The sequence below is a fragment of the Alloalcanivorax venustensis genome, from assembly GCF_047495515.1.
GTDB lineage: Bacteria > Pseudomonadota > Gammaproteobacteria > Pseudomonadales > Alcanivoracaceae > Alloalcanivorax > Alloalcanivorax venustensis.
In genome coordinates this window covers 965,883-990,975 of sequence record NZ_CP179934.1, presented here as the reverse complement: position 1 = coordinate 990,975, position 25,093 = coordinate 965,883, and the positions used below count along the sequence as shown (strand labels likewise).

Below are 25,093 nucleotides of genomic sequence, written 5' to 3'. Positions count from 1 at the left end.
CGGAACCGGTAGGCAACAGGAGTGTCAATCCCTTTTACTTGCCATTACCATACTGGCCAGTTCACCTTTAAAAAAAACCGTTACCAACCATGGACAATGCAATGAAGCGGAGCCCGATAACGCCCCTGAGTCTGCTGCTGGCCACCCTGGCCGCGGGCGGCGCCCAGGCCGCGGACCTCACCAATGTCGCCAACGCCGCCTGGGATTACGACGGTACCTGGCGCGCCGACCGCCAGACCTGGGAAGCGGATCAGGAAACGCTGGTACAGGGGCGGGCCGCGCTGCTGCCGACCATCGATGCCAGCCACCGCCATTCGGAAATCAACCAAACCTACGAATCGACGGGTGACCTGGAGATAGACGGTAGATCCCGTTCCACCTCGGTGACGCTAACGCAACCGCTGTTCCGCCTGGATGCCTTCTACGGCTACAAGGAAGCCAAGTCGCTGACCTCCGTAGCCCAGGCCGAGTTCTACCAGTCCCGCCAGGATTTCGTGCTGCGCGTGGCGCAGGGCTACTTCGGCGTGCTGCGCGCCTGGGACACCCTGGTGTCCGCCCAGGCCGAGGAGAAGGCGATCAGCCGGCAGCTGGAACAATCCCAGGAACGTTTCGATGTGGGCCTGGTGGCCAGCACCGATGTGGAAGAAGCGCGCGCCGCCTACGACCTGGCCCGGGTGAACCTGATCGTCGCCGAGCAGGAATTCGATATCGCCCGCGACCAGTTAGAAACACTCACTGGTCGTAAATGGGAGACGCTGGCGGAGTTGCGCGACGATCTGCCGATGGAGGGGCCGCAACCGTCAAAAATGAACGCCTGGATCGATAAGGCCGCGTACCAGAATCCGCAGATTCTCGCCGCCCGCTACAGCGCCAAAGCAGCGGGTTTTACGGCCGACCGACAACTGGGGGCCATGCTTCCAAAGGTTCAGTTGTTCGCTGAGTATCAACACAACCACAATACCGATCCAAGCGTCTCGGGGGGCGACCCCGGCAATCAACTCACGCAATTCTACTCGACGCAACCGGACACTAATTCAAAGACTATCGGCATTGAAGTAACCGTGCCGCTGTTCCGCGGTGGCGGCCTCAACAGCCAGCGCAAGCAGGCGGCCCTGCTCGCCGACGCCGCCGGCCAGCGGTACCAGCAGACGATTCGCGACATCAGCCAGCAGGCGCGCACCTTCTACCGCACCGTGGAAGCCGACGCCCTGCGCGTGGAAGCCCGCCGCCAGGCGATCCGCTCCACCCGTTCCGCTCTGGAAGCCACCCAGTCCGGCTACGAAGTGGGCACCCGTAACGTGGTCGACGTGCTCAACGCCCAGCAGGCGCTGTACGCCGCCCAGCGGGACTACGCCAACGCCCGCTACGACTACATTCTCGACACCCTGACCCTGAAATCAGCGGCCGGCGAGCTGGATGTGGAAGACCTGGTGGCGGTGAACGAATGGCTGTCCGACCAGGAGAGCCTGAATCTCTACAATCCGGACCTGGAAGGCCAGAGCGAAGAGCAGATGGTCACGCCGCGCTGAAGCGCGCCCCGGTTGGCGGCCACCACGGCCGCCGCCGCCTCACCCAGGCGCCGGCGCTCGCCGGCGTCGTCCAGCAGGGCGCCGACCCGCGACGCCAGAACGTCCTCATCGGTCACCCGTGACAAGGCCCCGGCCCGGTCCAGCAGATCCGCGATGGCGGTGAAATTATGCAGCCGTGGTCCGGTCAGCACCGGCACCCCCCAGGCCGCCGGCTCAAGCAGATTGTGGCCGCCCACCGGCACCAGCGAACCGCCCACGAAGGCCACGTCGGCGGCACCGAACAGCATCAGCAACTCGCCCATGGTGTCCGCCAGATAGAGATTCACCGACGCGTCCACTTGGTCGCCCCGGCTGCGCCGGGCCACGGTCATGCCGTGCCGGGCGGCCAGCCCGGCCACCTCGTCGAAACGCTCCGGGTGGCGGGGCACCAGCATCAGCAGCGCGTCGGGATGCCGCTCAAGCAACCGGCGGTGGGCCGCCAGCACCGGCTCGTCCTCGCCGGGGTGGGTGCTGGCCGCGATCCACACCGGCCGCGCCGCGAAGCGCTGGCGTAGCGCCGCCGCCTGGTCGCGCAGCGAATCATCGAGGGTGAGATCGAATTTAACGCTGCCGTTAACGCGGATCCGCTCCGGGTCGGCGCCCAGCGCCTGGAAGCGGTCCGCTTCCGCCCGGGTCTGCACCGCCAGCAGATCGAAACGCGCCAGCATCGGCCGCACCAGCTTCGGCAGGCGCCGGTAGCCGCGGTAGCTGTTCTCCGACAGGCGCCCGTTCATCAGCAACAGTCGCGCCCCGTGGGCCTTGGCGGCGGCGCACAGGTTGGGCCACAGCTCGGTTTCCAGAATCACCACCAAGCGCGGATCAAAGGCGCGCCAGAAACGCCGGTAGGCGGCGGGCAGCTCCCAGGGGCAATAGACGTGGGTGACCCGGTCCCCGAACAGCGCCTGGACCCGTTCCGAACCGGTGGGCGTGGTGGTGGTCACCACCAGCGGCGTGTCCGGGTGGCGCGCCAGCAACGCCTCGATCAGCGGCGCCGCCGCCAGGGTTTCGCCCACGGACACGGCGTGAATCCAGACGCTGCCGCGCAGCCGGCCGCGCCCCAGCCCCAGGGCCAGACGCTCCCGCCAGCGGCGCCGGTACGCCGGCGCGCGGCGGCCGCGCCACCAAAGGCGCGCGAACAGGAGCGGCAACAAAGCGTACCAAAGTAACGAATAGAGCAAGCGCATGGGCGATTCCGTCGGACCTCGAAGGCCGGACACCTGACGTCCGACCCGGCCGGCTATGCTAGCATAGCCGCGCATTCCATCGATGGTGATCCATGACCGTGAGCGTGACTTCCCCGGTGTTGAAACCGGACATCCTGATCTTCGGCGGCGGCATCGCCGGCCTGTGGCTGATCAACCACCTGCAGCAGCGCGGCTATCAGTGCCTGCTGCTGGAAACCGGCACCCTGGGCGGCGCCCAGACCCTGGCCAGCCAGGGCATTATCCACGGCGGCCTGAAATACGCCCTGGGCGGCACCCTCTCCAGCGAATCCGAGGCCATCGCCGGCATGCCCGACCGCTGGCGCCAGGCCATCGAGGGCCAGGGCCCGGTGAATCTCAGTGGCTTGCGGGTGCTCAGCGAGACCCAGAACCTCTGGTCCGCCGGTTCCGTGGCCAGCCGCATGACCACCTTCTTCGCCAGCCGCATGCTGCGCGGGCGCATCGAAAAGCTGAAGCGCCCGGATTTCCCTTCCGCCCTGGCGGACCGCCGCTTCAAGGGTCAGGTCTACCGCCTGGACGATCTGGTGGTGGACACCGAAAGCCTGCTCGAGGTGCTCACCGCGCCGGTGCGCGACCGTCTGCTGCACTTCGACCCGGCACGGCACCCGTTGAGCTGGAACCAACGCGGCCTGGAAGCGGTGACCCTGGACGGCGTGCGCATTGAACCGAAGCTGACCGTGCTGGCCGCCGGCGAAGGCAACGCCGGCCTGCTCCAGGACGCCCAGAAAGCCGAGCTGTTCCCCAGTGAAGCGGCGCAGAGCCGGCCCCTGAAAATGGTGCTGCTGAAGCACCGCCTGGGCCACCGCCTCTACGCCCACTGCGTGGGCACCAGCAACAAACCCCGGCTCACCGTCACCACCCACGATATGAAGGACGACAGCCTGGTGTGGTACCTGGGCGGCGATCTGGCGGAAAAAGGCGTGGAGCGCAGTGACGCCCAGCAGCTGGACGCGGCGCGCCGGGAGCTGGACGAGCTGTTCCCCTGGCTGGACTTCGCCGACGCCGAGCTGGCGCTGATGGACGTGGCCCGCGCCGAACCGCGCCAGCAAGGTCTGGCCAAACCGGACAACGCCTACGCCCGGCGCGACCGGGACCTGATCATCACCTGGCCCACCAAACTGACGCTGGCGCCGGACCTGGGCGACCGGGTGGAAGCCCTGATCCAGGAACGGGGCCTGGACGCCGGCGACCCTCTGGGGCCCGTTCCCGAGGCCCTGCGGCGGGCCGACATCGGCCGGCCCCAGTGGCACCGCCTGTTCGGGGAGCAAGGCTGATGGCGTTTCTCCGCGAACTGGGCGACACCGGCCTGACGGTCAGCGCGCTGGGCCTGGGCACGGTCAAAATCGGCCGCGACCAGGGGGTGAAGTATCCCACCCCGTTTTCGATTCCCGACGACGACGCGGTGCGCGACCTGCTGGCCCGCGCCCGCGAGCTGGGCATCAATCTGATCGACACCGCGCCCGCCTACGGCCGCAGCGAAGAGCGCCTCGGCCAGTTGCTGCGCGACCGCCAGGACTGGGTGATCGTCTCCAAGGTGGGCGAGGAATTCAGCGACGGCGACAGCCACTTTGACTTCTCGCCGGCGCACACCCGGGCCTCGGTGGAGCGCAGCCTGCGGCGGCTGAACACCGACTACCTGGACTGCGTGCTGATTCACTCCGACGGCAACGACCTGGACGTGCTGCGCAGCGGCGCCCTGGAAACGCTGGAGGAGATGAAACAGGCCGGCCTGATCCGCGCCATCGGCATGTCCACCAAAACCGTGGCCGGCGGCCTGGAAACGCTGAAACGCAGCGACGTGGCCATGGTCACCTACAATCTGAAGCAGGACGACGAGCGGCCGGTGATCGACCACGCCGCCGCCCACCACAAGGGCATCCTGATCAAGAAAGCCTTCGCCAGCGGCCACCTGGCCGACGACCAGCCCGACCCGGTGCAGGCCAGCCTCAACAAGGTGCTGGGCACCGCCGGCGTCAGCGCCGTGATCGCCGGCACCGTCAACCCCCACCATCTGGAAGAAAACGTCCGCAAGGCGCGCCTCGCCTGCGGCGATCCGGCTTGTGGGAGCGGGCCCCGCCCGCGAAAGGGTGGCTTATAGCCACCCGGCAGGATTCCAGAGACTTCCTTTGTTCTCCGCTTTCAGACTCTTCTGAAATCCCGCCGGCCGGCTTTGCCGGCCTTTCGCGAGCAGGCTCGCTCCCACAAGGCTTTGTATTTCGGCGCGCGCCCCGATATTGCATACTGTGCGATCGCTGAACAGGGCTGAAACAGGCGGGTAAATGATCGACTGGGACAATATCGACACGGTGCTGCTGGACATGGACGGCACCCTGCTGGATCTGGCCTTCGACAACTGGTTCTGGCAGCGCCACGTGCCCGAGCAGTACGCCCTCAGCCGCGGCCTGGATTACGCCGAGGCGGAGCGGATTCTGCACGACTGGATCGAGAGCCACCTGGGCACCCTGAACTGGTACTGCCTGGATTTCTGGACCCGGGAGCTGGGGCTGAACATCAGCGCGCTGAAGCGCGCAGCGGCCGACCGCATCGCCGTGCGGCCGGGCGCCGAGGCGTTCCTGGCCGCCCTCGCCGGCGGTCCCAAGCGGGTGATCATGGTGACCAACGCGCACCGCGACGCCCTGGATCTGAAGCTGGAGCGCACCGGCATAGACCGCTATTTCGATGTACTGGTGTCCAGCCACGACTACGGCCACGCCAAGGAGGCCCAGGCATTCTGGCGGCAGTTGAACCACAGCCACCCGTTCGACCCGGCCCGGGCCCTGCTGGTGGACGACTCCCTGCCGGTGCTGCATTCCGGCCGCCTGTTCGGCCTCGGCCATCTGGCCAGCATCCGCCAGCCGGATTCCAGCCTGCCGGCCCGGGAACACACCGACCCGTTCCCGGCCATCGACGACTTCCTGCGGGTGCTGCCGTGAGCGAGGGCGCGCGCATCGACTCCTGGCTGTGGGCGGCCCGCTTCTTTAAAACCCGCAGCCTGGCCAAGCAGGCCATCGAGGGCGGCAAGGTCCAGGTCGACGGCGCTAAGGCCAAGCCCAGCAAGGCGGTGCAGCCCGGCGACGTGCTCGACATCCGCAAGGGCGACCAGCGCTGGACCGTGGTGGTGGAAGCGGTGGCCAGCAAGCGGGGGCCGGCCCGGGTGGCCGAAAGCCTGTACCGGGAAACCGAAGAGAGCGTGGCCGCCCGGCAGCAGTCCGCCGAGCAGAAACGCCTGGCCCGCATGGCGGCGCCGGTGCCCGACCACAAACCCAGTAAAAAGGAACGCCGCGATCTGCAGCGTTTCCGCCGCAACCACGAAGGTGAGCTTTGAACAACGCTGATTTCAAACAACGTTTCCTGTTTCCCGAGACCGATATTCGCGGCGAACTGGTACGCCTGGACGAGAGCCTGGAAGCGATTCTCGGCACCCACGACTACCCGCTGGCGGTGCAGGGCCTGGTCGGTGAAGCCGTGGCCGCGGTGGCGCTGCTTGCCGGCACCCTCAAGTTCAGCGGCCGGCTGAGCCTGCAGGCGCAGGGCCGCGGCCCGGTGTCACTGCTGCTGGCGGAGTGCACCCACGACGGCCAGCTGCGCGCCCTGGCCCGCCACGACGGCGAGCTGGACACCGCCGCCAATATCGGCGCGCTGATCGGCGACGGCACCATGGTGATCACCATCACCCCGGACCAGGGCCGCCAGTACCAGGGCATCGTGCCCCTGGAAGGCGACACCCTGGCGCAGTGCCTGGAGGGCTACTTCCAGCAGTCCGAGCAACTGCCCACCCGCCTGTGGCTGGCCGCCGGCAACGGCCGCGCCGCCGGCCTGATGCTGCAGCGTCTGCCCGACCAGGTGGCGAGCCGCGACGCCAACCGGAACCAGTGGGAGCACCTGGAAGCGCTGGCCGGCACCCTGAAAATGGAAGAGCTGCTCGACCTGCCGGCGGAAACCGTGCTGCGCCGGCTGTTCCACGAAACCCCGCCGCGCCTGCCGGAGGCGCAGCCGTTGCGCTTCGGCTGCACCTGCTCGCGGGAGCGCACCGAGAACGCCCTGCTGTCGCTCGGCGCCGACGAGCTGAAAACCCTGCTGGATGAAGACGGCGAAGCCACCCTCACCTGCGACTTCTGCCTGTCCCAACAGCACTTCGACGCGGTGGACCTGGCCGAGCTGATCCGCCGCCTTTGAGACCGGCCCCGGCGCCGCCAACAGGTAACAGAAGATGACCGGCGGGTCGCCCTGGCATCGCCACTGCGCGCCTTTTCTGTCATAATCGCGCGCCTGTCAGGAGCCCGGCCACATAAGCCCAGGAAGAACCGATGAGCAATCCCATGACCTACAACGACCTCAGCCCGGCCCAGCTTGTGGAGCTGGCCGTTCAGCGTAACGAAGGCCACCTCGCCGCCAATGGCGCGCTGGTGGTGGAAACCGGCCACCGTACCGGCCGGTCCCCGATGGACCGCTATGTGGTGGACGAGCCCAGCACCACCGAGCACATTCACTGGGGCGCCATTAACCGTCCCTTCCCGTCGGACAAGTTCGATGCGCTCTGGGATCGCGTGGCCGCGTTCGTGACCGAGGACGACACCTTCGTCTCTCACCTGCATGTGGGCGCCGACACCGACCACTACCTGCCGGTGAAAGTGACCGCGCAGACCGCCTGGCACAATCTGTTCGCCAACACCCTGTTCATCCGCCCGGAGCGCTTCAACCCGCGCGACAAGCAGGAGTGGCAGATCCTTCACGCGGTGAACTTCCAGTGCGACCCGCAGCGCGACGGCACCAACTCCGACGGCTGCGTGATCCTCAACTTCGCCCAGCGCAAGGTGCTGATCGCCGGCATGCGCTACGCCGGTGAAATGAAGAAGGCGATGTTCTCGGTTCAGAATTTCCTGCTGCCCGAGAAAGACGTGCTGCCCATGCACTGCTCCGCCAACGTCGGCGAGAACGGCGACGTGGCGCTGTTCTTCGGCCTGTCCGGCACCGGCAAGACCACCCTGTCCGCCGACCCGGACCGTTACCTGATCGGTGACGACGAGCACGGCTGGGGCAAGGACGTGGTGTTCAACATCGAAGGCGGCTGCTACGCCAAGTGCATCGACCTGAGCCAGAAGAACGAGCCGGTGATCTGGGACGCGATCCGCTTCGGCGCGGTGCTGGAAAACGTGATCCTCAACGAGGAGACCCGCGAACCGGATTACACCGACGTGTCTCTGACCCAGAACACCCGCGCCGCCTACCCGCTGGAAAACATCGACAAGCGGGTGCTGGAAAACCGCAGCGGCGAGCCCAAGCACATCATCTTCCTGACCTGCGACCTGACCGGGGTGCTGCCGCCGGTGTCCAAGCTCAGCCGTGAAGCCGCCGCCTACCACTTCCTGAGCGGCTACACCGCGCTGGTCGGCTCCACCGAAATGGGTTCCGGCGACGGCATCAAGAGCACCTTCTCCACCTGCTTCGGCGCGCCCTTCTTCCCGCGCCGCGCCGGCGAATACGCCGAGCTGCTGATGAAGCGCGTGGACGAGTTCGGCTCCAAGGTCTACCTGGTGAACACCGGCTGGACCGGCGGCCCCTACGGCGAAGGCGAGCGCTTCAGCATTCCCACCACCCGGGGCGTGGTCAACGCCATCCTCAGTGGCGCGCTGGACGACGCCGAAACCGAGCACCTGGACATCATCAACCTGGACGTGCCCAAGTCCGTGCCCGGCGTTGACGACAAGCTGCTCAAGCCCAAGAACACCTGGGCCGAGCCGGAGAACTACGAGGCCCGCGCCCGCGACCTGGCCGAGCAGTTCCAGAACAACTTCGCCGACAAGTACGCCGACGTGGCGGAAGAGATCCGCGCCGCCGGCCCGAAGGCCTGAGCGGCGCCTGTGCCGCTCAAAAAAAGCCCGCCGGACGGCGGGCTTTTTTGTTGCGGCCCGCTCCACAACCCGATTTCACGCCATGCCCGCGCGGCGTTAGACTGGCCGCCTTAACGCAAGGAGCCCCTGAATGAGCAAACCAAAGATCGTGGTGGTCGGCGGTGGCGCCGGCGGCCTGCCCCTGGTCACCCAGCTGGGACGCAAACTGGGCAAGTTCGGGCACGCCGATATCACCCTGGTGGACGCCAGCAGCGTGCACGTCTGGAAGCCGCGCTTCCACGAAGTCGCCACCGGCGCCATTGACGCGGACCTGGACGCGGTGGACTACCGCGCCCACGCCCGCCTGAACCACTACCGCTTTGAACCCGGCAGCATGACCTGGGTGGACAAGGACAAGCGCGCCATCACCCTAGCGCCGATCACCGATGCCCAGGGCGAGGAAGTGCTGCCCGAGCGCAACCTCTACTACGACTACCTGGTGGTCGCCGTGGGCAGCCAGAGCAACGACTTCGGCACCCCCGGGGTGCGCGACCACTGTCTGTTCATGGACACCCGCGCCCAGGCGGAACGCTTCCGCGAGCGCTTCATGAACACCTGCCTGCACGCCAACTACCGCGACGAGCCGGTGTCCGTGGCGATCGTCGGCGGCGGCGCCACCGGCGTCGAGCTGGCGGCGGAAATCCACCACGCGGTGGCGATGCTCAAGCTGTACGGCCACGAACACCTGGACCGCAAGCAGCTCAAGGTGACGGTGGTGGAAGCGCTGCCGCGCATTCTGCCGGGCTTGTCCGAGCGGGTGTCCGCCGCCGCCCAGGAGCGCCTGGAAGGCCTCGGCGTGTCGGTGCGCACCGGCGTCATGGTGGCGCGCGCCACCGAGGACGCGCTGATCACCAAGGACGACGAAACCATCAGCGCCGACCTCATGGTGTGGGCCGCCGGCGTCAAGGCCCCGGATTTCGTCGGCAAACTGGAAGGCTTCGCGCTCAACAAGATCAACCAGATCGAGGTGTCGCCGACCCTGCAGGCGAAGGGCAACGACCGGGTGTTCGTGGTCGGCGACTGCGCCTTTCTCAAGCCGGACGGCGACGACAAGCCGATCCCGCCGCGCGCCCAGGCCGCCCAGCAGATGGCCAGCCACACCGCCAAGAACCTGCAGCGCCTGATCATGAACCGCGACCCCAAGCCGTTCCGCTACCGCGACCACGGCTCGCTGGTGTCGCTCTCCAACTACAGCTCCGTGGGCATGCTGATGGGCAACCTGAAAGGCGGCAACTTCTTCGTCGAAGGCTGGCTGGCCCGGCTGATGTACGTGGGCCTGTACCGCATGCATCAGGCGGCGTTGTACGGCTGGCCGCGCACCCTCATGCTGCTGACGGCGGGCCGCTTCAGCAAGCTGGTCCGGCCACGCATGAAATTGCATTGATTCGCACCTAAGCCACAACAGGGAGAAGACCATGGCGGTGTTCACAGGATGGATTCTGGTTTTGATCGGCCTGGCGCTGACCGGCGGCGGCGGCTGGCTGGCGGTGCTCGGCGGCAGTTGGTACTACCTGCTGGCCGGGCTGGGCTTTTTGCTCACCGGGGCGCTGATGGTGCTGCGCCGGCCCGGCGCCCTCTGGATTTACGCGTTGCTGATTCTCGGCACCGGCCTGTGGTCGGTGTGGGAAGTGGGCCTGGACTGGTGGGCCCTGATGCCCCGTGGCGTGGTGATCGTGGCCATCGGCCTGTGGCTGATGACACCCTGGGTAACGCGCGGCCTGAACGCCAGCGGCCGTCAGCCCTGGGGGCTGGCCGCCGGGCCGGTGGCGGTGATGGTGGTCGCCGCCGGGGCCCTGGCGCTCACGGCGGTGCTCGGCCCGGACCCCAACGGCGTGCGCGGTGAACTGCCCACCGCCCGCGCCCCGCAGCCGGCGCAGAGCTCGCAAAGCAACATCCCCGACGGCGACTGGCACGCCTACGGTCGCACCGGGTTCGGCCAGCGTTACTCGCCCCTGAATCAGATCACCCCGGACAACGCCGACCGGCTCGAGCCGATCTGGACCTACCACACCGGGGATCTGCGCGGTGAGGGCGACCCGGTGGAAACCACCTACGAGGTGACCCCGCTCAAAATCGACGACACCCTCTATCTGTGCACGCCGCACCACTGGGTGATCGCCCTGGACGCGGACAGCGGCGAAGAGATCTGGAAATTCGATCCCGAAATCGACAAAGACATCAGCCGCCAGCACCAGACCTGCCGCGGCCTCTCCTATTTCGACGGCCACCAGCAGGCGGAAACCCCCGCCCCCGGCGAGGACAGCGCGGTGGCCGCCTCCGGCGAACGGGACAGCAGCGCCGCCTCGACCTGCCAGCGCCGCCTGTTTCTGCCCACCGGCGACGCCCGCCTGATTGCCCTCGACCCGGAAACCGGGGAGCGTTGCGCCGGCTTCGGCGACAACGGCTCGGTGAATCTGTGGGCCAACATGCCGCACCAGCAGGCGGGCTTCTACTACTCCACCTCACCGCCGGTGGTCACCGAGGACTACGTCATCATCGGCGGCGCGGTGAACGACAACGTCTCCACCCGCGAGCCGTCCGGGGTGATCCGCGCCTACGACGTCGACACCGGCGAACTGGTGTGGAACTGGGACCCGGGCAATCCGGAGCAGACCGACCCGATCGCCGCCGGCGAAACGTACAGCGCCAGCACGCCCAACTCCTGGTCGGTGTCCAGCGTCGACGAAGCGCTCGGCCTGATCTACCTGCCCATGGGCAACCAGGTGCCCGACCAGTGGGGTAAGGACCGCACCACCGAGTCGGCGCCGTTCTCGTCGTCGATCGTCGCCCTCGACATCGACACCGGCGAGCTGCGCTGGGTGTTCCAGACCGTGCACAACGACCTCTGGGACATGGACGTGCCGGCTCAGCCGAGTCTGATGAACCTGGATACCGACGACGGCTCCGTGCCGGTGCTGGTGGCGCCCACCAAGCAGGGCGACATCTATGTGCTCGACCGTCGTAACGGCGAGCCGGTGCTGCCGGTGAGCGAAGACAAGGCACCGGAGAGCCTCGGCTACCAGCCGGTGGCCGACACCCAGCCGAGCTCCTCGCTGAGCCTCAACCCGCCGCCGCTGGAAGGCCGCGACATGTGGGGCGCCACCCTGTTCGATCAGCTGATCTGCCGTATCCAGTTCCAGCGGCTGAACTACCAGGGCCGCTACACGCCGCCGTCGGAACAGGGCAGCCTGATCTACCCGGGCAATTTCGGCGTGTTCAACTGGGGCGCGCTGGCGGTGGACCCGGAGCGCCAGGTGGCGTTCACCACGCCGGCCTATCTGGCGTTCGTTTCCACGCTGATCCCGCGCCAGGACGACACCAGCAACTATGTGTCCGACGGCAAACCGGGGCTGAACGAAAACTACGGCGCCCCCTACGCGGTCTCCCTGAAGCCGTTCCTGTCGCCGCTGGGGCTGCCCTGCCAGCAGCCGCCGTGGGGCTATGTGGCCGGCCTGGATCTGCGCAGCGGCGAGGTGGTGTGGAAGCACCGCAACGGCACCGTGCGCGACCAGTCGCCACTGCCGCTGCCGTTCAAGATGGGCGTGCCGGATCTGGGCGGCCCGATCGTCACCGCCGGCGGCGTGGCGTTCATGAGCGGCACCATCGACTACTACGTGCGCGCCTACGACGTCACCACCGGCGAGCAGTTGTGGGAAGACCGCCTGCCCGCCGGGGGCCAGGCCACGCCGATGACCTACCTGGACTCCCAGGGCCGCCAGCGCCTGCTGGTGGTGGCCGGCGGCCACGGTTCCCTGGGCACCAAGGCCGGCGACGCCATCATCGCCTACGGTCTGAAGGACGACTAAAGCGTCAGCGCCACCGTGGTGCCGACCACCCAGGCGTCATCGACCGCGTCGTTGGCGCCCGGGTGGACCAGGTACTGCAGGTTGGGCCGCAGGGTCAGCCAGGGCGTCATGTGGATGCCGTAATAGAGCTCGGCGTTCCATTCATCGCTTTGCGGCGGCACATAGCCGGCGGCACCGGGGCCGGCCACCAGCGGATTGCCCGCCGTAGCCGAGTCCACGTAGGCGTCGCCGATTTCCGCGTAGGCCAGACCCACACCCAGCTCATCCCGGGGGCGCCCTTGCCACGGTCCGCGCCAGCTCGCGCCGGCGGACAGGTAGCGCGCCACATAGGCGGTGTCCGGGTCGTGCCAGCTGCCCTGGCTGAACAGGGTCAGGCCGCGCCTGTCGCCGTGCGGCGCGCTCACCTGTTGTTGCACCACGAAGTAGCCGCCGTAGCGACGTTCGCGGGTGCCGCCGTCCTCATAGTCGGTGGCTTCGGCGCTGCTGTAGTAGGCGCCGAGCTTGTACTTGCCGGGCAGGCCGCCGGGGCCCTTGTCCGGGACCCAGCCCACCTCCACCGGCGTGATCACCCCTTCGCTGCCGTGACGATACAGATCCAGAGCCTGATCCGGATCCAGGTTTTCCGGGTTCTGATCGAACACGCCAAGCTGCAGATAGCGCCGGGCGCCGTCCTGCACTTTCACCCGGCCGCCCCACTGCGACACCGGCCAGTTGTACCAGACCGCGCCGGCCTGGTTGCCCGGCTGGCCGCTGCCCAGATACAAATTCTGGAAGCGGCTCTCCAGGGTGGCGAAGTCGTCGCTGAGCGGAATGCGGCCGAGCTTGTACTCCAGCGCCCCGCCGAACAGCCCCTGCTGAAACCAGAGCTGGGTGAGCCGCGTCACGTTGCCGCGACCGAACACCTCCTGCACCGACGACACGCCGCCAGTGGCGGGGTCCACCAGCCGTTCGCCAGTCAGGTTCTCACCGTTGCGGTTGGTCAGGGTGATCTTGAAGTCGGCGTCGTTCACGCCGGCAAGACGTTCCAGGTCCAAGGATAGCGAGGCATGGAACTGGTCCGCGTAGGCGAGGCGGCCATCCTCGCGGAACCCGCCGCTCAGGTTGTGGGCCATCTCGCCGACGTAGCCGAGATCAAACCGCACCCCCTGACGGGCAAGGTCCGTGCGCGTGCCGGCCCAGTCCCCCAGCGCGTAATCCCCGCCGGGGTCCAGCGGCGCCGCGCGCACCGCCGCCCAGGGCGCGCACAGGGGCAAGATCGCCAGCGCCGCGACCAGCGCCCGCGCGCGAAAGCGTTTCCGTGTCATGGCCTTCCTCCTTGATGCCGGTGACCTGCCCTTGCAGATTCCGCCTCGGCGCGGAATACGTCAACAACCGAGCTCCTCGCGGCGATAGGCCGGGGCGCCCCCAACCGCTACACTGGAGCCCATGAACCTGCCTAACCCCCTCATTCAGGCGGCCGAATATGTGTACCGCGTGGCCAGGAACGCGGTGGGCTTCTGGCTGGAAGCCAACGCGGTCAGCTACGCCGGCGCGCTGGCGTTTTTCACCCTGTTCTCGATCGCCCCGGTGGTGATCCTGGCGGTGCAGGTGATCGGCCTGGTGATGAGCACCGACGCCGCCATGGCGCGGATCATGACCCAGCTGCAGGAAACCATCGGCCCCGACGCCGCCGAGACGGTACGCACCGCCGTGGCCGCCAACCAGATCGACCAGGGCGGCATCCTGCCCACGCTGATCGGCCTGGGCGCCATGGTGGTCGGCGCCACCACCGTGTTCGCGCAGATGCAGCGCTCCCTCAATAACGTCTGGGACATCGCGCCGCGCCCCTCGCGCAACACCATCCTGGCGCTGCTGAAAAGCCGCCTGATGTCGCTCACCGTGGTGCTGTCCATCGGTTTCGTACTGATGGTGTCGCTGTTCCTGAGCGTGGTGCTGCAGGCGATCATGGTGTTCGCCCGGGACTGGCTGCCGATCCCGGCGGGCCTGGTGGTAAGCCTGGAAACCCTGGTCTCGGTGGTGGTGGTGACGCTGCTGTTCGCCACCATTTTCAAGGTGCTACCGGACGCGGTACTGCGCTGGAAAGACGTGCTCTCCGGCGCCCTGGTCACCGCCCTTTTGTTTATTCTCGGGCGCTTCCTGATCGCTTTTTATCTGTCCCACACCGCCACCGCGTCCACCTACGGCGCCGCCGGCTCACTGGTGTTGCTGCTGCTGTGGGTCTACTACTCCTCGCTGATTCTGCTGTTCGGCGCCGCCATCACCCGGGCCCACACCGAGGCGCGGGGCATCACCATCCGCCCCAGCCGCACGGCGGTCCGGGTGCACCGTCAGATGCTCGAGGACCCCGCCGGCCGTTAACCGGCCGGGCACGGCAGGCTCGGCGCCCACCGCCGGGTGGGGTATGCTCCCCTATTATTTTTTTAATCTCGGGAGGGGACATGGGCGATCATTCCTTAAAAGATAAAGTGGTGCTGATCACCGGCGCGGGTGGCGGTATCGGCCGCGCCACGGCGGAAAAACTGGGCCGCGACGGCGCCCGTCTGATGGTGTCCGACATCGACGCGGACGCCGCCGAGGCGACCGCCGACGCGATCCGCCGGGCCGGCGGCGAGGCCCGCGCCCAGGCCGCCGACGTGAGCCGCGACGACCAGGTGGCGGCGCTGGTGGCCGCCACCGTGGACGCCTTCGGGCAGCTCGACGGCGCCTTCAACAACGCCGGCATCGAAGAAGAGAACGACAAGGTCGCCGACGTCGACGAAGCGCTGTTCGACCGGGTCATGGCCATCAACGTCAAAGGCGTGTGGCTGTGCATGAAGCACCAGACCGCCGTAATGGCGCCGCGCAAGACCGGCAGCATCGTCAACACCGCCTCGGTGGCGGGCCTGGTGGGCGCGCCCCGCCGCGCCGCCTACGCCGGCAGCAAGCACGCGGTGATCGGCATGACCAAGAGTGTCGCCGCCGAGTACGCCCTGCAGGGCATCCGCGTGAACACCGTCTGCCCGGGGATCATCCGTACCGCGATGATGGAGCGGGCCATTGAGCAGGCGGCGAAGGCCGGCTACGCCAGTGAAGAAAAACAGCGCCAGTTCCACCGCGCCATGCACCCGCTCGGCCGGGTCGGCGAAGCGGATGAAGTGGCGGAGGCGGTGATCTGGCTGCTGTCCGGCGCCTCGTCGTTCGTCACCGGCCACCAGCTGGCGGTGGACGGCGGCCTCACCGCGCTCTGAACACCGGCTTACCAATGAATCGTTCTTCGGGAGAACAATAATGCTGACATTGCACGGCTTCGACGCCAGCAACTACGTGAACATGGTCAAATTCGCGCTGCGCGAAAAAGGCCTCGAGTTTGAGCAGGCCACGCTGTACCCCAGCCAGGAGGACGCGGTACTCAGCGTCAGCCCCATGGGCAAGGTGCCGGTGCTGGAAACCGGCGGCGTCTTCCTGTCGGAAACCAACGTGATTCTGGAATATCTGGACGAGACCACCGAAGGCCCGGCGCTGTACCCGGCCGACCCGCTGGAGAAGGCCCAGGTGAAGCAGCTCGTCAAACACATCGAGTTGTACCTGGAACTGCCCGCCCGGCGCTGCTATCCGGAGGTCTTTTTCGGCGGCCAGGTGAGTGACGAAACCAAGGAACAGACCCGCGAGGCCCTGCTCAAAGGCATCCGTGCCCTGGCCCGCAAGGCAGGCTGGCAGCCGTTCCTGGCCGGCGACCGGCTGACCGCCGCGGATGTGTTCTTCCTGTACAGCGCGGACCTGGCCAAAGCGGTGGCCGGCAAGCTGTTCGGCATTGATCTGCTGGCGGAGGCGCCGGGCAGCGCCGAGCTCCTGGCGCGCCTCAACGAGCGCGACAGCGCCAAAAGCGTGGCCGCCGAGCGGGATCTGGCCATGGAGAAGTTCCTCAAGTACGCCCGCGGCGGCAAATAAGCACGCGGACGGCGGGCGCCTTCCTTCACGGTCCGATGTCGTCATGGCATGCTCACTGGTGTCATTCATTCGCCGGTGAGACCCGAGATCATGATTGGACCCACGCCCGCCTCCGTATTGTCCCGTTATTTGCCGCTGGTCGGCGCGCTGCTGGTGTCCGCCTGCGCGGACGCCAAAGGCCCGATCGAGCCGGACGACGACCCCTCCGTCAACGCCACCACCCTGGTGGAAGGTCTGAACCACCCCTGGTCGCTGGCCTTCGTGCCCGGCACCGACGAATGGCTGATCAGCGAGCGCAGCGGCGACCTGCGCCGCGTGGTTGACGGTGAGCTGCGCGACGCCCCGGTAACCGGGGTGCCCGAGGTGGTGGCCAAGGGCCAGGGCGGCCTGTTCGATGTCGTGCCGCACCCCCACTTCGCCGATAACCGGCGTCTCTATATCAGCTACGCCAAGGCCTGCGACGGCGGCGCCACCACCGCCGTGGGCCATGGCCTCTACGCCGACGGTGAGCTGAAGCAGTTCCAGGACGTGTTCATCGCCGACGCCTGCACCGACACCGCCAAGCACTTCGGCGGCCGCATCCTGTTCGACAACGACGGCTATCTGTTCATCACCGTGGGCGATCGGGGCCAGCGCGAGCGCGCCCAGGACACCGGTGGCCACGGCGGCAGCGTGATCCGCGTCAATGACGACGGCAGCGTGCCCGCCGACAACCCGCTGGTGGGGCAGGACGGTGCCAAAACCGCGATCTGGAGCTGGGGCCACCGCAACCCCCAGGGGATGGCCCTGCACCCGGAAACCGGCGAGCCCTGGCTCAACGAGCACGGCCCGCGCGGCGGCGATGAAATCAACGTGGTGGAGGCCGGCGTCAACTACGGCTGGCCGGTGATCACCTACGGCAACGAGTACTACGGCCCGGACATCGGCCAGGAAAAGAAAGAGGGCTACGCCCAGCCCTTGCACTACTGGGTGCCCTCCATCGCGCCCTCGGGCATGGTCATCGTAACCAGCGACCGCTACCCTGACTGGCAGGGCGACGTGCTGTCCGGCGCCTTGAAGCTCACCCACCTCAACCGGGTGGCGTTCGACGGTACCGAAACGACCAGTGAAACCCGTTATCTGCAGGAGCGGGGGGCGCGCATCCGCGATGTGCGGCAGGGCCCCGATGGGCATCTCTACCTGCTCACCGATGCCCCGGACGGCAAGTTGCTGCGTGTGGAGCCACCGTCATGAAGAAACTCAAGAACGAGAAGGAACTGGTCAAGAAAGCCATCGCGCTGGGCATGGAGTACGGCGAGAAGCGCGGCGTGGTGGAATTCGAACCCACCGATTCCGCCGCCGAAAAAGTGGAATACATCTACCGGCTGCTGGTGCACGACAACCTGATCCAGCCGCTGCCGGAGGATCAGGTGTCGCAGCAGTCCATGCAGCACAAGCTGGCGATCTGGGCCTCCAAGCAATAGGCAAACGCACTCAGCGGGTGATCGCCTCGGCCAGGGCGGCGACGCCCCGGTCGATGGCCTCGCCGTCGATCACACCGAACCCCAGCAGCACCCCGTCCTGGGAGGCCTCGCCAGCGTAGAACGACGCCAGCGGGTTGGCGCGGATGTCGGCGTCCGCCAGCCGCGCCGGCAGGTCCGCCACCGGCGACCTCAGACGCAACGCCACATGGATGCCCGCCACCTGGGGCAGTGGTGTCCACAGCGCCGGATGCGCCGCCAGGGCGTCGCCCAGCCGGGTGCGCCGGGCCGTGTAGAGCCGCTGCATGCGTCGCAGGTGGCGGGCAAAATCACCGTCGATCATCAGCCTGGCCAGCGCCCGCTGGGTGACCAGGGGCGGGTAGCCGTCACTGAAGGTCCGGGCCTGCAACAACGCCGTGGCCAGCCCCGGCGGCATCACCAGGTAGCCCAGCCGCAGGTCCGCGTGCAGCACCTTGGAAAACGACCCCAGGTAGGCCACGTGCCCCTCCCGGTCCAGGCTTTTCAGTGCGTCCAGAGGGCGCGCCTCGAAGCGGAATTCACCGTCGTAATCGTCCTCCACCAACAGGGCGCCGTGGCGGCGGGCGAACGCCAGCAACGCCAGGCGCCGCTCCAGGCTCATGGGCATGCCCAGCGGGAACTGATGGGACGGGGTCACGTAGACCAGACTGGCGGCCTCCGGCAAGCGCTCAACGCGCAGCCCCTGGTCGTCCACCGGCACCGGCACCACCCGGGCGCCACGGGCCTCGAACACCGCCCGCGCCGGCGGGTAGCCCGGCTCCTCCACGGCCACCGTGTCCCCGGGGGCCACCCGCACCCGGGCCAGCAAATCCAGGCCCTGCTGGGCGCCCTGGGTGATCAACAGGGACTCCCCGTCGCAGGCCAGCCCCCGGCTGTAGCCCAGGTAACGGGCGATGGCCAGGCGCAACGACGCTTCGCCGCGCGGGTCGCCGTACAGGCCGATGTCCCGGGACGCTTCGCGCAGGGCCGCCATCATGGCCCGGCGCCAGGCCGCCCAGGGCAGCAGCGCCCGGTCGGTGACGCCGCCGGGAAAGTTGTGCCGGCCCGGCGCCCGCCGGCCGCCCCAGTCCGGCAACGGGCGCCAGTGGGCACCGGGGCCCGGACCGGGCCTCTCGGCTTCCCGGGGCAGTGGCGGCGGCACCCGCAACACGAAGGTGCCGCGGCCGGGAGCACCACCGAGAAACCCTTCCGCCACCAGCCGCTCGTAGGCCTCCACCACCAGCCGCCGGGACACCCCCAGCTCCGCCGCCAGCACACGGCTGGACGGCAGCCGTTCGCCGGGCGGCACCTGACCGTCGATCAGCGCCCGGCGCAGGCTCTCGTAAAGCCGCTGGCCGAGGCCGCCGGCCCCGTCCAGGGAAAGGTGAATTTGCACGGACCGGGCCCTCGCTGATTGGTCCCGTGAAATACGCGAAATTGGATCTTATTCGCGAACCAATCGGATTCTAACCTGAGCGTGTTCCGTTTCTCGACGACCCTCGATAACCCGCAAGACATAAAGGAGTTCGTGATGAAAGCGCGATTCGACTTCTACAAGGCGTCACCGGATACCATGAAGCATCTGTTCGGCTGCCAGAAGGTGTACGACGCCAGCGGCCTGGAACCCCGTCTCCTGCACCTGGTGCAGCAGCGCGCCTCGCAGATCAACGGCTGCGCGTTCTGCATGCACATGCACGCCGGCGACGCCCGCAAGGTCGGGGTGCCGGACGAGGTTCTGGACACCCTGGCCGGTTGGCGCGAGGCGCCGTGGTTCAGCGAGCGTGAGCGCGCCGCCCTGGCCTGGACGGAACGGCTCACGCGCCTCAGCGAGCCCATGGACGACAGCCGCGAGTACGACCGGCTCGCCACCCACTTCACCGAGAAAGAGCGCACCGACCTGACCTACGTGATCGCGATGATCAACGTCTGGAACCGTTTCAGCGTGGGCTTCCGGCGCGAGCCGGAATAGCCCGCCCGCGGGCTCGCCGGCGGCGACGTGATCAGTCGCCGTCGGTGATCGCCCCCAGGGAGGCGGAGCTGACGGTTTTCGCGTACTTGGCCAGCACGCCCCGGGTGTAGCGCGGCGGCGGCGCGGTCCAGGCGGCGCGGCGGCGTTCCAGTTCCGCCTCCTCCACGTTCAGGGTGATGGTGTTGGCCTCGGCGTCGATGATGATTTCGTCGCCGGTCTCCACCAGGGCGATGGGGCCGCCCTCCTGGGCTTCCGGGGTCAGGTGGCCGACCACGAAACCGTGGCTGCCGCCGGAAAAACGGCCGTCGGTGATCAGCGCCACGTCCTGGCCCAGGCCACGGCCCATGATCGCCGAGGTGGGGGTGAGCATTTCGCGCATGCCCGGTCCGCCCTTGGGCCCTTCATAGCGGATCACCAGCACGTCGCCGGCGGTGACGGTGCCGTCCATGATGCGGTCGGTGGCTTCTTCCTCGGAGTGAAACACCCGCGCGTTGCCCTTGAAGTAGGTGCCTTCCTTGCCGGTGATCTTGGCCACCGCGCCGGTGGGCGCCAGGTTGCCGTAGAGGATGCGCAGGTGGCTGTCCTTTTTGATCGGCTGGTCCAGGGCGTGGATGATGTCCTGCTCTTCCGGGTAGGGCGCCACGTTTTCCAGGTTTTCCGCCAGGGTCTTGCCGGTGACGGTGAGGCAATCACCGTGCAGCAGGCCGGCGTCGAGCAAGGTTTTCATCAGCGGCTGGATGCCGCCGATGGCGACCAGCTCGCTCATCATGTAGTGGCCGCTGGGGCGCAGGTCCGCCAGCACCGGCACCCTCTTGCCGATGCGGGTGAAGTCCTCCAGGGACAGCGCCACGTCCACGGTGTGCGCCATGGCGATCAGGTGCAGCACCGCGTTGGTGGAGCCGCCCAGGGCGATCACCACGGTGATGGCGTTCTCGAACGCCTCGCGGGTGAGGATGTCGCGGGGTTTGATGTCCCGATCGAGCAGCTTGAGCACCGCCTCGCCGGCGGCGCGGCAGTCTTCCAGCTTGTCGTTGTCCTCGGCGTTCTGGGCGGAGCTGCCCGGCAGGCTCATGCCCAGGGCCTCGATGGCGCTGGCCATGGTGTTGGCGGTGTACATGCCGCCGCAGGAGCCGGCGCCGGGGATCGCCTCTTCCTCCACCTGTTTCACTTCGATCAGTGACTTGTCGCCCTTGGCGTGGGCGCCCACCGCCTCGAACACGGAGATCAGGTCGGTGTGGTTCTTGCCCGGTTTGATGGTGCCGCCGTAGACGAACACCGACGGCCGGTTGAGCCGCGCCAGCCCCATCAGGCAGCCGGGCATGTTCTTGTCGCAGCCGCCGATGGCCACCAGGCCGTCGAAGCCCTCGCAGCCGGCCACGGTCTCGATGGAATCGGCAATCACTTCCCGGGACACCAGCGAGTACTTCATGCCCTCGGTGCCGTTGGCGATGCCGTCGGACACGGTGATGGTGTTGAAGATCACGCTCTTGCCGCCGGCGGCGTCGGCGCCCCGGCCGGCTTCGTCCGCCAGGGTGTTGATGTGCATGTTGCACGGCGTCACCCGGCTCCAGGTGGACGCGATGCCCACCTGCGGCTTGGTGAAATCCTCGTCGGTGAAACCGGTGGCGCGCAGCATGGAGCGGCTGGGTGCCTTGCCCACGCCGTCCACGACCGGGGCGGAATAACGGCGGCGGGGATCGGAAGCGTGGTCGTCGGTCATCGGATTTCTCCTGTCGGCAAAGCGGAAACGGGTGGCGAAGCAGCATACCAGTGATCCCGCTGTTACACAGCGCCACATAAACCCAAGCTTCGTCACCGATTCGCACCATCGTGCCAACAGTGACCGGCGCCGCCACTGGGTAACCTTGCATAGACAAACAACTGACTAGCCCAGGCCGGTCGGCTTCCCCATTAATCCAATAATGCCAGGGGACACCAGCATGCTTCTTCTTCGCCACGCGGGGCAGCACCTTCCGCTGCCCGTTCTGTTTTTCCTGACCCTCTTCGCGCTCGCCGGTTGCGGCGGTGGCGGCAGCGACAGCGCCGGACCGGGCCCGCAAACAGCGAACGCCGGCGACCCGGAGGCACCGGCGCCGACCACACCGCCGGCGCCGGAGCCCGAACCGGACCCGCAGCCCGAGCCGGTGAACCTGACCTGGGACGCGCCCTATGAGCGCCCCGAGGAATACCCCGGCACGGTGGACCTGCCCCAGCAGTTGATCACCCTGCGCGACGGCATCCGGCTGTCGGTCACGGTGACGCTGCCCGCCGGCGAAAACGGCGAGCCCGCCGACGGTCCCTTCCCGGTGGTGGCCACCTTCACCGGCTACAACCAGTTCCTGGGCGCCATCGGCGCCGCCGACCCCTATCTGGTCAAGCGCGGCTACGCCTACATCATTGTCGATATGCGCGGCACCGGCGCCTCCGAGGGCACTTGGCAGGCGTTCAGCGAGGTGGACCATCAGGACATCGGCGAGCTGCTCGACTACATCGACGACCAGCCCTGGAGCAACGGCACCATCGGCATGAACGGCGCCTCCTACATGGGCATCACCGGGCTGCTGGCCGGCGCCCAGCGCCCGGACGGCGTGGACGCCGTGTTCGCCATCGTGCCGATGGGCGACGCCTACCGGGACATCGTGTTCAGCGGCGGCCAGATCAACGCCGGCTTTATCCCGCTGTGGGTGGCGCTGGTCACCGGCCTGGGCATCATTCCCACGCCGGTGGGGCTGGAGAACGACGAGCCCGGTTACTACCTGAACACCCTGCTGGATCATCTCACCGGCACCCTCACCGAGTTCCCGGTGCCGGTGGTGGGCGGCGCCCTGATCGGCGACGACAACAAGTACGACAACGACTTCTGGCGCCAGCGCTCGCCGCTGGAGCAGATCGACAAGATCACCGCGCCCACCTTCGTGGTCGGCGGCCTGCGCGACATCTTCCAGCGCGGCGAACCGCTGATCTACGAAGGCCTCAAGAACAACGGCACCACCAGCAAGCTGCTGATCGGCCCCTGGGAACATCTGGACGGCTCCTCCGGCGCCGGCCTGCCCGCCGACGGCGTGCCCGCCCTGGCCAACATCCGCCTGGCCTGGTTCGACCAGTACCTGAAAGGCATGGACACCGGCGCCGGCGACTACCCGCCGGTGACCCAGTACTACACCGGCGCGGAGCGCTACGTCACCGCCGAGGACTGGCCCCACCCGCAAGCGCGCGCCGAGGTGTTCTATCTGCACGGCAAACCGGGCCTGCCGCTGTTCGGCGAGATCCGCCGCGAGGCGCCCACCGGTGACAGCCGCACCTCGCTGCTGCAAACCCCGGTGAACGGCCTGTGCTCGGCCAGCGCCAGCCAGTGGACCGCCGGCGTGCTGGGCCTGATCACGCCGCCGTGCCAGGCGCAGAACAACGTCACCGAGCTGCTGGAAGCGGTCTACACCAGCGAGCCCATGGAAGAGGACATGGCCATCAACGGCCCCATCGGCGGGCAGATCTGGGCCTCCACCACGGCGCTGGACAGCAACGTGGTGGTGCGGGTCAGCGTGGTGGACCCCAACGGCCTGTCCCGGGAGCTGAGCAACGGCATCCAGATGGCCTCGATGAGTGATTTCGACGCCACCCGCTCGCGCTTTATGAACGGCAAGCTGGTACAACCCTGGCACCCGTTCACCGCCGAATCGCAACAACCGGTGGGGCCGCTGCAGCCGTTCCGCGCCGACGTGGAGGTGTTCCCCACCAGCGCCGTGATCCCCGCCGGCCACCGGCTGCGCATCAGCGTCGGCGCCAGCGACCTGCCCCACGGCCTGAGCCCGCTGCCGGACCTGCTGCAGGGGCTGCTCGGCCTGCTCACCGTGTATAGCACCCCGGCGATGCCGTCGCGGGTGAACATCCCGCTGGTGCCGGCGGACGCCCTGCAATAGCCCTGCCCCGCCGTGACCACGGGTCGCGGCGGGCTGTTTCACCGATAGACAAAACCGACTTCGTTTGTTCACCCCGCTTTGCGACAATGCGCGGCTTTCCACCCATCCGGAGCCCGCGCATGTCCGTTTCCGCCACCCGGCCGGTCGCCTCACACCCCCGTCTTGCCGAGCTCGCCCTGGCGCTGGGCGGCTTCGCCATCGGCACCACCGAATTTGTGATCATGGGGTTGATGAACCGCATCGCCGGCGACCTTTCGGTGTCGCCGCAGCAGGTCGGCTACGCGATCAGCAGCTACGCCCTGGGCGTGGTGGTGGGTGCCCCGTTGATTTCCGCGCTGGCGGCGAAGGTGCCGAAACGGCAACTGCTGATCGGTCTGATGCTGGTGTTCGCGCTGGGCAATCTGGCCAGTGCGCTGGCGCCCGGGTTCTGGTCGTTCGTCGGCCTGCGCTTTATCGCCGGGCTGCCCCACGGCGCCTATTTCGGCGTGGCGGCGCTGGTGGCCGCCGCCGCGGTGCCGTCCGATCAGCGTGCCCGGGCGGTGGCCCGGGTGATGATGGGGCTGACCGTGGCGATCCTGCTTGGCGCGCCGCTGGGCACCTGGGCCGGCAACCAGTTCGGCTGGCCGGTGGCGTTCGCCGCCGTGGGCGGCATCGCCCTCGCCACCGCGCTGATGGTGCGTCTGTTCGTACCCTTCGTGCCCCGCGACCCGGACGCCAGCCCGCTGCGCGAGCTGGGCGCGCTGGTCAACCAGCAGGTGCTGTTCACCCTGGGCATCGCCAGCATCGGTTTCGGCGGCATGTTCGCGGTGTTCAGCTACGTGATGCCGACGCTTACCCAGCAGGCCGGCATGGCGGAATCCCTGGGGCCGGTGGTGCTGGCGATCTTCGGCGTGGGCACCATCATCGGCACCCTGGTGGGCGCGCGGGTGGCGGACTGGAACCTGCTCAAGGCGATTCCGCTGATTCTGATCTGGTGTCTGGTGGTGCAGACGCTGTTTTTCGTGGCCGCCAACCAGGTGTGGACGGGGCTGCTGTTCGTCGCCCTGGTGGGCACCAGCATGGCCCTGGGCCCGACCATTCAGACCCGGCTGATGGACGTGGCCGGCAACGCCCAGACCATGGCCGCGTCGCTCAACCACGCCGCCTTCAACATGGCCAATGCGCTGGGCGCCTGGCTGGCCGGCGTGGTGATCGCCCAGGGCGTGCCCTGGTCCAGCAGCGGTCTGGTGGGGGCGGCGCTGGCCGCCGGCGGTCTGCTGATCTTCTTCGCCGGCCGTGCCCTGGAGCCGGCGCCGGCGGAATGTCCGGACTGAG

At 67.9% G+C, this 25,093-nt stretch carries 21 protein-coding genes; 17 read left to right on the top strand and 4 right to left on the bottom strand.

Features of this window, described 5'->3' with window-relative positions; all coding sequences use genetic code 11:
* Positions 1–101: 101 nt before the first annotated feature.
* Positions 102–1,529: a TolC family outer membrane protein gene (locus tag ACMG4O_RS04720; RefSeq protein ID WP_370202874.1), complete on the top strand. Its 1,428-nt coding sequence runs from the start codon at positions 102–104 to the stop codon at positions 1,527–1,529.
* On the opposite strand, the gene waaA is transcribed toward ACMG4O_RS04720, so the two are convergent.
* Entirely contained in the window at positions 1,475–2,752 is a 1,278-nt protein-coding gene (waaA, locus tag ACMG4O_RS04715) for a lipid IV(A) 3-deoxy-D-manno-octulosonic acid transferase (protein WP_348321542.1), read from the bottom strand. The genes ACMG4O_RS04720 and waaA overlap by 55 nt on opposite strands.
* Before the next feature lie 98 nt (positions 2,753–2,850).
* On the opposite strand from waaA, the gene ACMG4O_RS04710 reads away from it, so the two are divergent.
* The 8 genes from ACMG4O_RS04710 to ACMG4O_RS04675 all read left to right on the top strand — a co-directional run bounded on the left by ACMG4O_RS04710 (position 2,851) and on the right by ACMG4O_RS04675 (position 12,488).
* Positions 2,851–4,065 (top strand): FAD-dependent oxidoreductase, encoded by a 1,215-nt coding sequence (locus ACMG4O_RS04710; RefSeq protein ID WP_370202875.1) that lies wholly within the window; start codon positions 2,851–2,853, stop codon positions 4,063–4,065.
* Positions 4,065–4,889, top strand: a complete 825-nt coding sequence (locus ACMG4O_RS04705; protein WP_370202877.1) for an aldo/keto reductase — start codon at positions 4,065–4,067, stop codon at positions 4,887–4,889. The genes ACMG4O_RS04710 and ACMG4O_RS04705 overlap by 1 nt, the downstream gene beginning before the upstream one ends.
* 181 nt (positions 4,890–5,070) lie before the next feature.
* Entirely contained in the window at positions 5,071–5,724 is a 654-nt protein-coding gene (gene yrfG / locus ACMG4O_RS04700; protein WP_370202878.1) for a GMP/IMP nucleotidase, read from the top strand.
* On the top strand, positions 5,721–6,116 hold the full coding sequence (locus ACMG4O_RS04695) for an RNA-binding S4 domain-containing protein (RefSeq protein WP_142947474.1): 396 nt from the start codon (positions 5,721–5,723) through the stop codon (positions 6,114–6,116). The genes yrfG and ACMG4O_RS04695 overlap by 4 nt, the downstream gene beginning before the upstream one ends.
* Positions 6,113–6,967, top strand: a complete 855-nt coding sequence (hslO, locus tag ACMG4O_RS04690; protein ID WP_335628093.1) for an Hsp33 family molecular chaperone HslO — start codon at positions 6,113–6,115, stop codon at positions 6,965–6,967. Before ACMG4O_RS04695 ends, hslO begins: the two co-directional genes overlap by 4 nt.
* Before the next feature lie 131 nt (positions 6,968–7,098).
* Positions 7,099–8,643 carry a phosphoenolpyruvate carboxykinase gene (locus ACMG4O_RS04685; protein WP_142947476.1) on the top strand — a complete coding sequence of 515 codons (1,545 nt, stop codon included), beginning with the start codon at positions 7,099–7,101 and terminating at the stop codon, positions 8,641–8,643.
* 130 nt (positions 8,644–8,773) lie between these two features.
* Complete coding sequence (locus tag ACMG4O_RS04680) at positions 8,774–10,066, top strand: NAD(P)/FAD-dependent oxidoreductase (protein ID WP_142947477.1); 1,293 nt, start codon at positions 8,774–8,776, stop codon at positions 10,064–10,066.
* A gap of 31 nt (positions 10,067–10,097) precedes the next feature.
* Positions 10,098–12,488: a glucose/quinate/shikimate family membrane-bound PQQ-dependent dehydrogenase gene (locus ACMG4O_RS04675; protein WP_370202883.1), complete on the top strand. Its 2,391-nt coding sequence runs from the start codon at positions 10,098–10,100 to the stop codon at positions 12,486–12,488.
* Here the strand turns inward: ACMG4O_RS04675 and ACMG4O_RS04670 are convergent.
* Complete coding sequence (locus ACMG4O_RS04670) at positions 12,485–13,792, bottom strand: carbohydrate porin (protein ID WP_142947479.1); 1,308 nt, start codon at positions 13,790–13,792, stop codon at positions 12,485–12,487. The genes ACMG4O_RS04675 and ACMG4O_RS04670 overlap by 4 nt on opposite strands.
* Before the next feature lie 121 nt (positions 13,793–13,913).
* Here ACMG4O_RS04670 and ACMG4O_RS04665 point away from each other — a divergent pair, with 121 nt between their 5' ends.
* The 5 genes from ACMG4O_RS04665 to ACMG4O_RS04645 all read left to right on the top strand — a co-directional run bounded on the left by ACMG4O_RS04665 (position 13,914) and on the right by ACMG4O_RS04645 (position 17,878).
* Positions 13,914–14,846 (top strand): YihY/virulence factor BrkB family protein, encoded by a 933-nt coding sequence (locus ACMG4O_RS04665; RefSeq protein ID WP_142947480.1) that lies wholly within the window; start codon positions 13,914–13,916, stop codon positions 14,844–14,846.
* 80 nt (positions 14,847–14,926) lie between these two features.
* A complete protein-coding gene (locus ACMG4O_RS04660; protein WP_142947481.1) occupies positions 14,927–15,715 on the top strand; it encodes a glucose 1-dehydrogenase in 789 nt (262 codons plus the stop codon).
* 40 nt (positions 15,716–15,755) lie between these two features.
* Complete coding sequence (locus tag ACMG4O_RS04655; RefSeq protein WP_142947482.1) at positions 15,756–16,415, top strand: glutathione S-transferase family protein; 660 nt, start codon at positions 15,756–15,758, stop codon at positions 16,413–16,415.
* Between the two features lie 90 nt (positions 16,416–16,505).
* Positions 16,506–17,648 (top strand): PQQ-dependent sugar dehydrogenase, encoded by a 1,143-nt coding sequence (locus ACMG4O_RS04650; protein WP_142947483.1) that lies wholly within the window; start codon positions 16,506–16,508, stop codon positions 17,646–17,648.
* Positions 17,645–17,878 carry a DUF5062 family protein gene (locus tag ACMG4O_RS04645; RefSeq protein WP_142947484.1) on the top strand — a complete coding sequence of 78 codons (234 nt, stop codon included), beginning with the start codon at positions 17,645–17,647 and terminating at the stop codon, positions 17,876–17,878. Before ACMG4O_RS04650 ends, ACMG4O_RS04645 begins: the two co-directional genes overlap by 4 nt.
* 10 nt (positions 17,879–17,888) lie before the next feature.
* Here the strand turns inward: ACMG4O_RS04645 and ACMG4O_RS04640 are convergent, their stop codons facing one another.
* Positions 17,889–19,289 carry a PLP-dependent aminotransferase family protein gene (locus ACMG4O_RS04640; RefSeq protein ID WP_142947485.1) on the bottom strand — a complete coding sequence of 467 codons (1,401 nt, stop codon included), beginning with the start codon at positions 19,287–19,289 and terminating at the stop codon, positions 17,889–17,891.
* A gap of 135 nt (positions 19,290–19,424) precedes the next feature.
* On the opposite strand from ACMG4O_RS04640, the gene ACMG4O_RS04635 reads away from it, so the two are divergent.
* Positions 19,425–19,862 carry a carboxymuconolactone decarboxylase family protein gene (locus ACMG4O_RS04635; protein WP_142947486.1) on the top strand — a complete coding sequence of 146 codons (438 nt, stop codon included), beginning with the start codon at positions 19,425–19,427 and terminating at the stop codon, positions 19,860–19,862.
* A gap of 31 nt (positions 19,863–19,893) precedes the next feature.
* Here ACMG4O_RS04635 and ilvD read toward each other — a convergent pair whose 3' ends face one another.
* Positions 19,894–21,582: a dihydroxy-acid dehydratase gene (ilvD, locus tag ACMG4O_RS04630; protein WP_142947487.1), complete on the bottom strand. Its 1,689-nt coding sequence runs from the start codon at positions 21,580–21,582 to the stop codon at positions 19,894–19,896.
* 220 nt (positions 21,583–21,802) lie between these two features.
* Here ilvD and ACMG4O_RS04625 point away from each other — a divergent pair, with 220 nt between their 5' ends.
* Both ACMG4O_RS04625 and ACMG4O_RS04620 read left to right on the top strand, forming a co-directional pair.
* Entirely contained in the window at positions 21,803–23,779 is a 1,977-nt protein-coding gene (locus ACMG4O_RS04625; RefSeq protein WP_255442153.1) for a CocE/NonD family hydrolase, read from the top strand.
* A gap of 119 nt (positions 23,780–23,898) precedes the next feature.
* Positions 23,899–25,092, top strand: coding sequence for an MFS transporter (locus ACMG4O_RS04620; protein ID WP_142947488.1), 1,194 nt, complete (start codon positions 23,899–23,901; stop codon positions 25,090–25,092).
* The last annotated feature ends 1 nt before the right edge of the window (position 25,093 follow it).

Coding starts and splice junctions, on each gene's coding strand:
- ACMG4O_RS04720 (WP_370202874.1), top strand. CDS start 102: ATGAAGCGGAGCCCGATAACGCCCCTGAGTCTGCTGCTGGCCACCCTG.
- waaA (WP_348321542.1), bottom strand. CDS start 2,752: ATGCGCTTGCTCTATTCGTTACTTTGGTACGCTTTGTTGCCGCTCCTG.
- ACMG4O_RS04705 (WP_370202877.1), top strand. CDS start 4,065: ATGGCGTTTCTCCGCGAACTGGGCGACACCGGCCTGACGGTCAGCGCG.
- yrfG (WP_370202878.1), top strand. CDS start 5,071: ATGATCGACTGGGACAATATCGACACGGTGCTGCTGGACATGGACGGC.
- ACMG4O_RS04685 (WP_142947476.1), top strand. CDS start 7,099: ATGAGCAATCCCATGACCTACAACGACCTCAGCCCGGCCCAGCTTGTG.
- ACMG4O_RS04680 (WP_142947477.1), top strand. CDS start 8,774: ATGAGCAAACCAAAGATCGTGGTGGTCGGCGGTGGCGCCGGCGGCCTG.
- ACMG4O_RS04675 (WP_370202883.1), top strand. CDS start 10,098: ATGGCGGTGTTCACAGGATGGATTCTGGTTTTGATCGGCCTGGCGCTG.
- ACMG4O_RS04670 (WP_142947479.1), bottom strand. CDS start 13,792: ATGACACGGAAACGCTTTCGCGCGCGGGCGCTGGTCGCGGCGCTGGCG.
- ACMG4O_RS04665 (WP_142947480.1), top strand. CDS start 13,914: ATGAACCTGCCTAACCCCCTCATTCAGGCGGCCGAATATGTGTACCGC.
- ACMG4O_RS04660 (WP_142947481.1), top strand. CDS start 14,927: ATGGGCGATCATTCCTTAAAAGATAAAGTGGTGCTGATCACCGGCGCG.
- ACMG4O_RS04655 (WP_142947482.1), top strand. CDS start 15,756: ATGCTGACATTGCACGGCTTCGACGCCAGCAACTACGTGAACATGGTC.
- ACMG4O_RS04650 (WP_142947483.1), top strand. CDS start 16,506: ATGATTGGACCCACGCCCGCCTCCGTATTGTCCCGTTATTTGCCGCTG.
- ACMG4O_RS04645 (WP_142947484.1), top strand. CDS start 17,645: ATGAAGAAACTCAAGAACGAGAAGGAACTGGTCAAGAAAGCCATCGCG.
- ACMG4O_RS04635 (WP_142947486.1), top strand. CDS start 19,425: ATGAAAGCGCGATTCGACTTCTACAAGGCGTCACCGGATACCATGAAG.
- ilvD (WP_142947487.1), bottom strand. CDS start 21,582: ATGACCGACGACCACGCTTCCGATCCCCGCCGCCGTTATTCCGCCCCG.
- ACMG4O_RS04625 (WP_255442153.1), top strand. CDS start 21,803: ATGCTTCTTCTTCGCCACGCGGGGCAGCACCTTCCGCTGCCCGTTCTG.
- ACMG4O_RS04620 (WP_142947488.1), top strand. CDS start 23,899: ATGTCCGTTTCCGCCACCCGGCCGGTCGCCTCACACCCCCGTCTTGCC.